We start from the raw sequence: 12,047 nt of genomic DNA, 5'->3' as shown, positions 1-12,047 counted from the left end.
ACCACAGAAACACCTGTTCTACATTACTTTTCCTGAAAAATCTTTATCAAAATATGGTACAATGGAAAAAGAAAAAATCTTGCTTCAAACTGTTATTTTAGAAAGGAAGCGTAGAAAATTGAAGTATTGTCTCGTTGAAAAAGACACTTGTATTGCTTGTGGTGCTTGTTCTATTCATGCTCCTGATGTTTTTGATTATGATACTGAAGGTCTTGCTTATAATATATTAGATAATAATACTGGAATAAAAGAAATTCCAGAAGACTTAGAGGAAATGGTGATGGATGCGGAATTTGCTTGTCCTTCGCTTTCTATTAAGGTTTCTGATAGTCCATTCCATTAAAAAATCCGTGAGTCGCAGTGGACTCACGGATTTTATTTATATTAATGAGTTGTTTCTTGCTGTCTTTTTTCAAATTTGCGACGTTCTTTCACAGTTTGATTTTTAGCAATCCATTTTTTAAGTCTAGAGTATAGTAATAAGAATACAGCACTAACGATGACTCCTTTTAATAAGCTAAATGGTACAATCGTATAAGTGACTAACCAAGCAACATCTGTATCCGCTGGAAGTCCACCAAGTTTAATATAAAATGGTAATAATACAAAATAATTAAATACCACCATTGCGCCTGTCATTACTAATGTTCCAACTGCTGTTGAAAGCACCATTCCTTTTGTCGAGCGGAACCAGTGAAATAAATAATAAATCGGTAATACATAAAAAATACCATTAATAAAATTGGCTAATTCTCCAACCGGAACTCCAACTGGACTACCGGACACGATATAAAGTAGGACATTTTTAATTAATTCTACTAAAATCACCGCGAGTGGTCCGAATAATAAGCCACCAATTAAAGCTGGAATATCACTAAAATCAAGCTTTAAAAATGGTGCACTCGGTAGTAACGGAAATTGTAGCATCATTAAAATAAATGCTAAAGTGCCAAGAACCGCTACACTTACAAAAACTTTCATTGAATAATTCTTCATTGTCATTTCTCCCTTGATGTTCACCAAGAAGCGAGTGACATCACTTGACGAATGCAACCCAAGCAAATAAAAAACCTCAACTAAAAAAAGTTGAGGGAGAGTTTGTGATTTAATAAACAAGCGCTAAATACTCAAATAAGCATCACAGCTTGCTAACACATGCTCGTGAAGACAAACGAAAAGGTCTGTCAACATCTTCTCCCATCCAGACTATACTGTCGGTCCTGGAATTACACCAGAGTCAACTGCTAAAAAAGCAGATCGTGGACTTTAACCACCGGTCGGGAATTGCACCCTGCCCCGAAGATGAACGAATATTTTATTACAATTTTTATTTTACCATGAAAAAATTTTTTCGCAAGTCCTTTTGTATATTTTTTCACGTAAGCGCTTTCTTTTGTTTGTTAATAAAAACCAGCTGATTGGCTGGTTTTTATTAACTCACCAAGGAATATTTGTAGACAACGATTCCGCTAATGATTGGTTTTCTTTTAAACGAATTTTACGGGCAATGCTTCTTGCTTCGGCCCCAGCATGGATTCTTTTTTGTTCATCAGTTTCTGGTTCAACTAGAGGTACTTCCACCGTTTTGCCATCTTTGTCTAGCGCGACAAAAGTTAAAAAAGATGTAGCTGCTAGATAGCGTTCTCCTGTTTTTAAATTTTCTGCAATGATTTTAACGAAGATTTCCATCGAACTTCTACCTGTTGAAGCAACATAGGACTCTAAGCAAACAGAGTGGTCGTTTTTAATTGGCTTTAAAAAATCCACCGAATCTGTCGAAGCTGTTACAATTTCTGTTCGACAGTGACGAGATGCACTGATAGAAGCAGTATCATCAATATAAGTCATTAATCTTCCACCAAAGAGTGTATTATGATTATTTGTATCGGATGGAAACACCCGACTAGTTTTAATTACTAAAGATTCTTTACAATATTTTGTTTGTCTTTTTTCCATGATTTTCGCTCCAATCTATTTATATAGCGGCAAGGTAATGATAAAGTCTGACCCTTTACCCAATACGCTTTCTACAGAAATTTTGCCGTTATGGGCTTCTACGATATTTTTTACAATTGCAAGACCAATTCCTGTACCTACAGCTTTTCCGCGTTTTCTCGCCTTGTCTACTTTATAGAAACGCTCGAATAAGTAGGGAATGTCCTCTTCTGCAATCCCGCTACCATTATCAGACACTGTAATGACGAGATTATTTTTTGTTTCGTCAATAGTTTGTTTTAAAGTAACTTTTCCAGCATACCCCTCTTTTCCGGTATGACGGATAGCATTCATAATTAAATTAATTAATACTTGCTCCATCCGGTCGGGATCATAAGAATATTCTAGGTCTGGTGTTTCCAGTTCTAAACCAAGTTCTACAAAGTTTTCTTTTGCAAGCACATCAAAATTAGCAATAACTTTTCGTAGTAATGGAGCTAATAGTAATTTTTGATTGTCCATTTGATTAAAACCGGCTTCCATTCTTGCAAGGTCGAGCATATCATTAACCAATCGACCAATACGAAGGGATTCGTCATAAATAATTTGTGCAAATTCCCGAACTTCTTCATCCGACTGAGCAACTCCATCGATAATTGCTTCACTGTATCCTTGAAGCATAGAAATAGGCGTTCTAAGCTCATGTGACACATTGTTAACAAAATCACTCTTCATTTTCTCAAGTTGCTTCTCTTCTGTCATATCACGAATAACCGCAACAATACTTCGAACATGCTCACCTGTATATAACAACGTCAAAATTGCTACATACGTCCGGTCAGAAAAAGTTATTTCGCCCACTTGCGATTCTTTCTTTTCTAATGTGTCATTCAATAAATTATTTAAAGCTGTTGGTATCAGTACTTTTTCTGTATTTTCAGGCGAGAAAAACCAATTATGTAAAAATTCTTCTGCTGGTGGATTACTTAAAATAATTGTTTTGTCTACACTAAATTTAATTACCCCATCCGCCATTCCTACTAATATGTTAGATAATTGCTCTTTTTCTTGACGAAGGGCGCTAATATTATATTTTAATTGTTTGGCCATATCATTAAAAGCTACTCCCAGTTCACCTATTTCATCATGCGTGTAAGTTGGCACACGATTATCGAAATTCCCTTTTGATACAGCTATAGCGATTTTTTTCATTTCACGAAGAGGAAAGGCCATTCTGGATGAGAAGACAAAGGATAAAATGGAAGTAATAATGATAGCTATAATACCCGAAACAATAAGCGTTCTCACTGTTTTTTGATTCACTTTTAAAATATCATGGTATGATTGATAAACATAGACAACACCCGATTCTCCATTACTTAAAACAAACTTCTGCGCTGAAATTTCGACAGGTAAGGAGCTGTCTTTTGTTTTGAAATTATACTTCATCGTAATACTGTTGTCTTTTTCCAAGGCTTTATCTAACGTTTTATCTTGAACAAGTTTATTTGCAGATACGCTAGAAATTGTGTCAGGAGACTGAGATTGATAAATATTTTTTCCGTTTTCTTCAATAATGACGCCCATCGTATTATCAAGTAATGTCAGTGCGGAATCATTATTATTTTTAGTGGAAATAACTTCATCGTTTTCTTTCATAATTGTGATAATACTTGATGTGGTATCTTCTAATTCTTTTGTAATATGAGCAATATTATTTTTTTCATAAATCATTGCCACTAAGAATCCAGATATAACTAAAATCCCAATCAATAATAAAATGATTGTACTCCATATTTTGCCAACGATACTATTCCAAATCTTCATCTATCTCACCTCACTTCACAAAAAAATAACGAACAAAGCACGTGCGGCATAACACTTGCCGATTAAACGTCTTTGCCCGCTATCTTAATATTCGTTATTAATCTTCTGGAACTTCAAATTTATAGCCAAGACCCCACACTGTAACAATCATTCTAGCAGCGTCCTCAGATACATCATGTAATTTTTCACGAAGACGTTTTACGTGAGTATCAATTGTACGCAAATCACCAAAGAATTCATAACGCCACACTTCTTTTAAAAGTGATTCACGGTCAAAAACTTTATCTGGAGATTTAGCTAAATAATAAAGTAAATCGTATTCTTTTGGTGTTAGGCCGATTTCTTTTCCATCCACAATAACACGATGCGCCTCATTATCAATTTTCAAATGCGGAAATGTAATAATGTCTCCTGGTGTACTTCCAGCTGTTTCATCAGAAGATTGTTTTGCACGCCGAAGAACAGCTTTAACTCGTAGCACTACTTCCCGTGGACTAAATGGCTTAACGATATAATCATCTGCACCTACTTCAAATCCTTGCACACGATTAGCTTCTTCACCTTTCGCGGTCAACATAACAACTGGTGTAGATTTAAACTCTCTTAATTCACGACAAACTTCAATACCATCTTTACCTGGCATCATTAAATCTAGCAGAATTACTTCATAATTGTTGTTCAGTGCCATGTTTAATGCTTGGTCACCATCACCAGCTTCTTCAATTCGATAGTTTTCTCTTTCAAGATACATCTTAAGAAGGCGTCGTATCCGGTCCTCATCATCCACAACAAGCACTCTAACTTGTTCACTCATAAGTACTCATCCCCTAACTATCATTTACATAAAACGCATCACTTAAATTCAGTTAATTAAATGGAATTTCTCGTACCCACATACGGGAAACCACACAATTGCCTATACCAAATTTACTACGATTTAAATTATACATGTTTTTCACAAAACACGCTATCAGAAAGTATATTTTATCTTGAAATGTTACTTTTTATTCTTGCCAAATCTTGCTTCTGTTTTTAATTGTTTTACTTCATGATGGGATAATTCTCTTCTTTCACCTGCATTTAAACCACGTAAATTCAAGAAAGAATATTCTTCGCGCGCTAATTTTTGTACTTCAAAACCAACTGCTTCGAACATTTTACGAACTTGGCGATTTCGTCCTTCATGGATAGTGATTTCAACAATTGCTTTATCTTTTGCTTTGTCAGAAGAACGTACTTTTACTTTTGCAGGAGCAGTTTTGCGACCATCGATAACAACTCCGCGCTCTAGCTCACGAATAACTTCTCGTTCTGGAATTCCTTTAATGCGAGCAATATAAGTTTTGGAAACTTCATTTTTAGGGTGCATAAGTAAGTTTGCAAAGTCACCGTCATTTGTCATTAACAGTAAACCAGATGTATCATAATCAAGTCTTCCTACTGGGTAAAGACGTTCTGGAATATCTGTAAAATAATCTGCTACGGTTGTACGACCTTTATCATCAGTTACAGCAGACACCGTGCCTCTTGGCTTATAAAATAGAAAATAGCGGTGTTCTTCTTTAGTGAGCTGAATCCCTTCAACTTCAATTTGTTCTGTTCCGGTGACTTTGACACCGAGTTCTGTAACTACTTTTCCATTTACTGTTACTTTACCTTCTTGAATAAGTTTCTCTGCTTTTCTTCTAGAAGTTACTCCTGCATTTGCAATCACTTTTTGTAAACGTTCCATTCTTATTCCTCCTCCTGTTCTTTACTTTGGTTAAACCGGTCAAAAAACAGGTCCATTTCACTTTGGTCTGGGTCTTCTGCTTCTGGGTCAGCAAGCTTTGGCAAATCATCTAAAGAATTAAGCCCGAAAGCATCCAAAAATTCACTTGTCGTTACGTATAATTTGGCGCGACCAGCCCCATCTACGCGACCTTTATCAGTAACCAATCCTTTTGCAACAAGTGTTCTAATTGGTCCATCCGTTTGTACACCGCGAACTTCATCTACTTCCATTCGAGTCACAGGTTGGCGATACGCAATAATTGCCAACGTCTCTAAGGAGGCTTGTGATAAAACCGTATTACTAGGAACTTCCACTAATTTACGTAAAAAATCCGCATGTGCTTTTTTCGTAGCTAATTGGAAAGTGCCAGCAAGTTCTAATAAAATTAGCCCTCTATCTGCATTTTCATTATATCGTTCACTTAAAAGCTCTAATAAATTGAGCGCTTCAATATGCGTAATTTCCATGACTTCTGTTAATTGCTCTGTGGAAAGTCCTGCATCTCCCGCTGCAAAAAGCAAGCTCTCTAATATACCTAATTGTTCTTCTCTGTTCACGATAATTCTTCCCCTTTACCTTGCACATATAAATCCGCAAAACTTGCAGATTGCTCGACTTCGACTAATTTTCGTTTCATTAACTCAAGTAATGCCAAAAATGTTACGACAAGTTGTTCTTTAGTTTGTTCTTCAAATAATTCATCAAAACGTAAACGGTGATTTTCTTGTTGATGTAGTTTTCCGAGTACTGAATTCATTCTATCATCAATTGAAATTTCTTGGGTTGTAATTCTTGTATGCAGTGGTTTATTTAATTTCTTGCGTCGTAACATTTTGTTAAAAGCACTTAACATATCATTTAATGATACATCAAGTTCTGCCACTTTAGTCCCATCATCGTACTCGGCCAAATCCATTGGTGGTTTACTAAAATAAAAGCTCCGTTCAGCTTCTTTTTCCTTTAGTTCTTTTGCGGCTTCTTTAAATCGTTTGTATTCCATTAATTTTTCAACTAAAGCATCACGTGGGTCTTCTTCCTCTTCTAGTGTATCATAATCAATTTCAAGTTCTTGTTTTGGAAGGAGCATTTTACTTTTAATGGCAAGTAAAGTAGCAGCCATTACCAAATATTCGCTTGCAATATCTAGTTCCATCTCTTGCATTGTATGAACAAATTCCATATATTGGTCCGTAATTTCTGCCATCGGAATATCATAAATATCCACTTCTAATTGACCAATTAAATGAAGTAGTAAATCAAGCGGACCTTCAAAAGCTTCTACTTTAAAATTCATTTCTACCATGTTTGTCCCGCCTTACTATAATGAAAGATCATTTTGCACTAAATTTTCATAAGTTTCGCGGGCAACGATTAATTTATCCATTCCGTTTTCCACAAAAACTACTGGTGGTCTTGGAATACGGTTATAATTACTTGCCATCGCATAACCGTAAGCTCCGGTACAAAAAACTGCTAAAATTTCGCCAGCATTTGATTTTGGTAACGGTAAATCCCAAATTAACATATCACCAGACTCACAACATTTCCCTGCAATAGCCACTGTTTCTTCTGCGAATTTTTCTGGATTTGCTGCAAGAACAGCATCATAATGTGCGTCATATAATGCTGGACGAATATTATCCGACATTCCCCCGTCTACTGCAATATAATTCCGAATACCTGGAACTTCTTTACGAGATCCAACTTTATAAAGCGTCGTTCCTGCTTCACCAACAAGTGAACGACCAGGTTCAATCCAAATTTCAGGGATAGCAATATCATTACTATTAGCAACATCGCGCACTTCATCCATAATTTGACGCACATATTCACTTGGTTCGAGCGGCTCATCTTCAGCAGTATATCGAACACCAAAACCACCACCAAGATTAAGAACTTTAGAATCAAATCCCAGAGTTTGGTGCCATTCCACTAATTTATCCATAATACGACGTGCTGCGAGCTTAAAACCCGTTGTTTCAAAAATTTGTGAACCAATATGACAGTGTAAACCAATCAAATCAAATGATGCACTTGCATGAAGCACTTGTTTAATCGCTTTTTCTGCCTGACCATTCGTGAGTCCAAAACCAAATTTTGAATCGTCTTGTCCAGTTAAAATATAATCATGTGTATGCGCTTCTATCCCTGGAGTCACGCGAATTAAAACGGAAGCTTTTTCGTTTCGTTCTATTAATATATCTTCTAATAAACTAATTTCATAATAATTATCAATAACAAAGCATCCGATGCCATAATCAAGTGCCATATGTATTTCTTCTGCACTTTTATTATTTCCGTGAAAGTGAATTCTTTCAGGAGGGAAGTTCGCTTTAATAGCTGTATAGAGTTCGCCACCCGATACAACATCAAGAGACAAGCCTTCTTCAGCCATCAACTGATAAATCGCTACAGCTGAAAATGCTTTACTTGCATAAGCTACTTGTGCTTTTACACCTAATTCTTCAAATGTTTTCTTAAATCCTCTTGCACGGTCACGGATTAGCGCTACATCATAAACGTAAAGTGGTGTACCGTATTTTTCAGCCAACTTTAAAGTGTCCACCCCACCAATTTCGAGATGTCCTTCTGCATTTACATTCATTGTTCCAAGCCGTTCAAACGTCACGCCAATCCCACCTTTACATTATAGATTTTTAAAAGTTCTTTTATATAGTAGCATACTAAGAAGCCGAGCGACAATAACTATCTGAAAATATTATCAAATACGTAAAAAACTCAGCCCCAATCCATTATCTTCTTACTTCAGAAAATAATAAATTGGGGCTGAGATTAACGACCAATTATTTTTAAGAAATTTTAGCAACAATTGCTTTTACATATTGTAAAAACGTGCTACGAACTTGATCCGTTGTTTCAATCACTTCTGTATGAGAAAGTGGTTGGTCAAGAATTCCCGCTGCCATATTCGTAATACAAGAAATACCAAGCACTCGTAATCCAGCATGGTTTGCAACAATTACTTCTGGTACGGTTGACATCCCAACAGCATCCGCTCCAAGCGTTCTCATCATTTGAATTTCAGCAGGAGTTTCGTATGTAGGACCGCTAAATCCAGCATATACACCTTCACGAATCGTTAAATCAAGTTCTTGTGCAATTAACCTAGCATCGACACGTAAAGCCAAGTTATAAGCTTCTGACATATCTGGGAAGCGAGGGCCAAAATGTTCATCATTTGGTCCAATAAGCGGATTAGTACCAGTAAAGTTAATATGGTCAGAAATTAACATTAAGTCGCCAGCGGAATAAAGTTCATTGACACCACCCGCAGCATTAGTAACAATAAGTAATCCAACACCTAGTTCTTTCATTACACGAACAGGGAAAGTAACATCTTGCATAGAATATCCTTCATAAAAATGGAAACGACCTTGCATAGCCACTACTTCTTTTCCTTCTAATTCACCAAAAACGAATTGTCCAGCATGTCCTTCTACTGTAGAAACAGGAAAATGTGGAATCTCGCTGTAGGATAGTTTTGTTGGATTATTTACTTCATCTGCTAATACACCTAGACCCGATCCAAGAATTAAACCTATTGTTGGCGTTCCAGTGTAACTTTCTCTAATTTTCGCAACAGCTTCATTTACTTTTACTAAACTCATTGTTGTTCCTCCTCTTTCCTATTTCAAATCTTTTAAGAAACTTTTTCCATATTCGGGCATCTTCACATTAAAATTATCCGCTACAGTTGCACCAAGGTCAGCAAAAGTTTGGCGTAATTCTAGTTCAGAACCTCCGTTTTTAAAGCGCGGTGAGTATACAAGTAAAGGCACAAATTCACGCGTGTGGTCTGTTCCAGTGTACGTTGGGTCATTTCCATGATCTGCTGTAATAATTAATAAATCATCATCTGTTAATTTTTCTATTACTTCTACTAATCGTCCATCAAAATCAACAAGTGCATCCGCGTAACCTTGAGGATCACGACGGTGGCCGAACAGCGCATCAAAGTCTACTAAATTAAGGAAACTCATACCATTAAAATCTTTATCTAATACATTGATAAATTGGTCCATTCCATCCATGTTTGATTTTGTACGGATAGATTCAGTTACACCTTCACCATCAAAAATGTCCGAAATTTTACCAATCGCAATCACATCTTTACCACCATCTTTTAAAGCATCCATTACAGTTGGTTTAAAAGGTTTTAGGGCATAATCGTGACGGTTCGGCGTTCTGACAAACGCACCAGGTTCACCAACAAATGGACGAGCAATAATACGACCTAGCATATACGGGTCATCTAATGTAATTTCACGACAGAATTCACAGATTTCATATAACTCCTCTAAAGGAACAACATCTTCATGCGCAGCGATTTGTAATACAGAGTCAGCAGAAGTGTACACAATTAGCGCACCTGTTTTAACATGTTCTTCCCCAAGTTCAGCCATAATTTCTGTGCCACTAGCTGGTTTATTACCAATTACTTTACGACCTGTTTTTTCTTCAATTTGGTTGATTAAATCGTCTGGAAATCCATCAGGGAATACACGGAAAGGCGTATCAATATAAAGCCCCATAATTTCCCAGTGACCTGTCATTGTATCTTTTCCGTTAGAAGCCTCTTGCATTTTTGTATAATAAGCAAGCGGTTTTTCAGCTTTTTCAATTCCTTCGATTTCACGGATATTGGATAATCCTAATTTGCCCATTTCAGGCATTTTTAGGCCGCCAACGTGTTTTGCAATATGACCAAATGTATCCACATCAAAATCACCAAATTTAGCAGCATCTGGTGCTTCTCCAATACCAACTGAATCCATTACAATAACGTGTACTCGTTTAAATTTCTCTGGCATATTTACTCATCCTTTTCAACTTTATTTTTTAAGCACGCGGGTGAAATTGTTTGTAAACATCTTTAAGCCGCAGTTTTGTTACGTGGGTATAAATTTGTGTGGTGGAGATGTCGGCGTGGCCAAGAAGCTCTTGCACCGACCTTAAATCAGCCCCGTTTTCAAGTAAATGAGTGGCAAATGAATGACGCAATGTATGCGGTGTAATCGGCTTTTCGATGCCCGACTCCTTCGCGATTCCTTTTAAAATTTTCCAGAATCCTTGTCTTGTCAGTCCTTGCCCGTGGTGATTTAAGAACACAAAATCATTACGGTATTTCGGTCTTCTAAGTTTAGGTCTTGCTTCATTTAAATATTGTTCCAATACAGTGGTTGCTGTTTTTCCAAGCGGGATAATTCTTTCTTTATCACCCTTACCAATTGTTTGAATAAAGCCCATTTGAAGATGTAAATCATCCATTTTAAGCTTTACAAGTTCTGTTACACGAAGTCCCGTCGCGTATAAAATTTCTAGCATCGCTTGGTCTCTGAGTCCGAGCGGAGTACTAGTATCTGATGAACTAAGTAATTTTTCTACATCATCTAAGTTTAATACTTTTGGTAGGCTTTGCGCTTGTTTGGGTGTTTCAATTTGAATCATTGGATCATGAGCCATTTTTCCATCGTGCATTAAATAATGAAAAAAGGACCTCAGTGAAGCAATATAACGTGCAACGCTTCTTGGTGATTTTCCTTCTTTTCTCGCGAATGCCATAAATCCAACTATATCATTTCGTTCGAGTGTATTCGGGTCCGTTAAAGTTCTAGAAGTCTCCATGTATGAAACAAAATAGTGTAAATCTCGTTCGTAAGCTTTTATTGTATTCGCGGATAAGCCTTTCTCCACAATTAAAAAGTGTAAAAAATCATCAATCAAATCATTCATAAGCATTTCCTCCACAAATCCTATTCTATCATGTTCCTTCCTCAGTGAAAACGTTTAAGCGATGAAAAAAACTTATAATACTTTTCACACAATTCAGTTCATCATTTTTGCTATAAAAAAAAGTTTGAGATGAATAATCCCAAACTCAATTATTATTTTTTTTAGATTTTTGTCTGCAATCCGAACAAATTCCTTGAAAAGTTAATCGGTGATCTTTAACAAGAAAATTCCATTTTGACTCCACGATTTTTTCCACGTCTTCCAGCAAGTCTTCTTGAATTTCTTCTACAGATCCGCATTCCAAGCAAACAAGGTGATGATGGAAATGTTTGGCGCCTTCTTGTCTCAAGTCATAACGAGATACACCGTCACCAAAATTAATTTTATCTACCACGCGCAGTTCTGTTAAAAGCTCTAACGTTCTGTAAACTGTTGCTAGACCGGTGTCAGGCGCAATATCTTTCACCCGTAAAAAAACTTCCTCTGCACTTAAATGATCTTTTTCATTTTCCAGTAAAACACGAACAGTAGCTTCCCGCTGTGGGGTTAATTTATAACTAGCATCATGAAGTTGCGCTTTAATGCGTCCAATACGACCTTCCATTATGTTTCCTCCCTTAGTTGCGGTTGCAAGTTGTCGTTCTAAATTATCATCATTATCATTTAACAATAAATACAGTTTATAGTAATTATAATTAAAATGCAAGTTCAAAATCCACTTTTCCATTTAAAAAAAGGCACGTAGCCAATTACTATT

The 12,047-nt window shown here is 36.4% G+C and carries 13 protein-coding genes and 1 riboswitch; of the genes, 1 reads left to right on the top strand and 12 read right to left on the bottom strand.

The annotated features are described in order from the left end of the window. Positions 1–118 precede the first annotated feature (118 nt). Positions 119–343 (top strand): ferredoxin, encoded by a 225-nt coding sequence (locus HCB38_RS08540; RefSeq protein ID WP_185607907.1) that lies wholly within the window; start codon positions 119–121, stop codon positions 341–343. 41 nt (positions 344–384) lie between these two features. On the opposite strand, the gene ribU is transcribed toward HCB38_RS08540, so the two are convergent. From ribU to fur, 12 genes are all read right to left on the bottom strand, one after another. After that, positions 385–996, bottom strand: coding sequence for a riboflavin transporter RibU (ribU, locus tag HCB38_RS08535; RefSeq protein ID WP_185607871.1), 612 nt, complete (start codon positions 994–996; stop codon positions 385–387). 189 nt (positions 997–1,185) lie between these two features. Continuing rightward, positions 1,186–1,308: riboswitch (FMN riboswitch) on the bottom strand. A gap of 129 nt (positions 1,309–1,437) precedes the next feature. Beyond that, the gene (locus HCB38_RS08530) at positions 1,438–1,956 is read right to left on the bottom strand and encodes an acyl-CoA thioesterase (RefSeq protein WP_185319150.1); all 519 of its coding nucleotides are present in this window, start codon (positions 1,954–1,956) and stop codon (positions 1,438–1,440) included. Between the two features lie 15 nt (positions 1,957–1,971). Continuing rightward, positions 1,972–3,762: an ATP-binding protein gene (locus HCB38_RS08525; RefSeq protein ID WP_185319151.1), complete on the bottom strand. Its 1,791-nt coding sequence runs from the start codon at positions 3,760–3,762 to the stop codon at positions 1,972–1,974. Positions 3,763–3,859: 97 nt separating this feature from the next. Beyond that, positions 3,860–4,576 carry a response regulator transcription factor gene (locus tag HCB38_RS08520; protein WP_185319152.1) on the bottom strand — a complete coding sequence of 239 codons (717 nt, stop codon included), beginning with the start codon at positions 4,574–4,576 and terminating at the stop codon, positions 3,860–3,862. A gap of 183 nt (positions 4,577–4,759) precedes the next feature. Further along, complete coding sequence (locus tag HCB38_RS08515) at positions 4,760–5,494, bottom strand: pseudouridine synthase (protein WP_185319153.1); 735 nt, start codon at positions 5,492–5,494, stop codon at positions 4,760–4,762. Between the two features lie 2 nt (positions 5,495–5,496). Further along, the gene (gene scpB, locus HCB38_RS08510) at positions 5,497–6,093 is read right to left on the bottom strand and encodes an SMC-Scp complex subunit ScpB (RefSeq protein ID WP_185319154.1); all 597 of its coding nucleotides are present in this window, start codon (positions 6,091–6,093) and stop codon (positions 5,497–5,499) included. Then, on the bottom strand, positions 6,090–6,839 hold the full coding sequence (locus HCB38_RS08505; protein WP_185319155.1) for a segregation/condensation protein A: 750 nt from the start codon (positions 6,837–6,839) through the stop codon (positions 6,090–6,092). The genes scpB and HCB38_RS08505 overlap by 4 nt, the downstream gene beginning before the upstream one ends. Before the next feature lie 15 nt (positions 6,840–6,854). Continuing rightward, positions 6,855–8,165 (bottom strand): diaminopimelate decarboxylase, encoded by a 1,311-nt coding sequence (gene lysA, locus HCB38_RS08500; protein WP_185607870.1) that lies wholly within the window; start codon positions 8,163–8,165, stop codon positions 6,855–6,857. Between the two features lie 181 nt (positions 8,166–8,346). After that, the gene (locus HCB38_RS08495; protein ID WP_185319157.1) at positions 8,347–9,165 is read right to left on the bottom strand and encodes a purine-nucleoside phosphorylase; all 819 of its coding nucleotides are present in this window, start codon (positions 9,163–9,165) and stop codon (positions 8,347–8,349) included. 18 nt (positions 9,166–9,183) lie between these two features. Next, entirely contained in the window at positions 9,184–10,368 is a 1,185-nt protein-coding gene (gene deoB, locus HCB38_RS08490) for a phosphopentomutase (RefSeq protein WP_185638238.1), read from the bottom strand. A 28-nt stretch (positions 10,369–10,396) separates the two neighbouring features. Continuing rightward, a complete protein-coding gene (xerD, locus tag HCB38_RS08485) occupies positions 10,397–11,290 on the bottom strand; it encodes a site-specific tyrosine recombinase XerD (RefSeq protein ID WP_185319159.1) in 894 nt (297 codons plus the stop codon). 145 nt (positions 11,291–11,435) lie between these two features. Further along, complete coding sequence (gene fur / locus HCB38_RS08480) at positions 11,436–11,894, bottom strand: ferric iron uptake transcriptional regulator (RefSeq protein WP_185638236.1); 459 nt, start codon at positions 11,892–11,894, stop codon at positions 11,436–11,438. Positions 11,895–12,047 lie beyond the last annotated feature (153 nt).

Origin of the sequence: Listeria farberi, from assembly GCF_014229295.1 — a bacterium.
In the GTDB taxonomy this organism is placed as follows: domain Bacteria; phylum Bacillota; class Bacilli; order Lactobacillales; family Listeriaceae; genus Listeria; species Listeria farberi.
This window is presented reverse-complemented; position numbering and strand designations above follow the sequence as displayed.

Excerpts from the sequence above, each read along its gene's own strand:
- ribU (WP_185607871.1), bottom strand. The coding sequence starts at position 996 with ATGAAGAATTATTCAATGAAAGTTTTTGTAAGTGTAGCGGTTCTTGGC.
- HCB38_RS08530 (WP_185319150.1), bottom strand. The coding sequence starts at position 1,956 with ATGGAAAAAAGACAAACAAAATATTGTAAAGAATCTTTAGTAATTAAA.
- HCB38_RS08525 (WP_185319151.1), bottom strand. The coding sequence starts at position 3,762 with ATGAAGATTTGGAATAGTATCGTTGGCAAAATATGGAGTACAATCATT.
- HCB38_RS08520 (WP_185319152.1), bottom strand. The coding sequence starts at position 4,576 with ATGAGTGAACAAGTTAGAGTGCTTGTTGTGGATGATGAGGACCGGATA.
- HCB38_RS08515 (WP_185319153.1), bottom strand. The coding sequence starts at position 5,494 with ATGGAACGTTTACAAAAAGTGATTGCAAATGCAGGAGTAACTTCTAGA.
- HCB38_RS08505 (WP_185319155.1), bottom strand. The coding sequence starts at position 6,839 with ATGGTAGAAATGAATTTTAAAGTAGAAGCTTTTGAAGGTCCGCTTGAT.
- HCB38_RS08495 (WP_185319157.1), bottom strand. The coding sequence starts at position 9,165 with ATGAGTTTAGTAAAAGTAAATGAAGCTGTTGCGAAAATTAGAGAAAGT.
- deoB (WP_185638238.1), bottom strand. The coding sequence starts at position 10,368 with ATGCCAGAGAAATTTAAACGAGTACACGTTATTGTAATGGATTCAGTT.
- xerD (WP_185319159.1), bottom strand. The coding sequence starts at position 11,290 with ATGAATGATTTGATTGATGATTTTTTACACTTTTTAATTGTGGAGAAA.
- fur (WP_185638236.1), bottom strand. The coding sequence starts at position 11,894 with ATGGAAGGTCGTATTGGACGCATTAAAGCGCAACTTCATGATGCTAGT.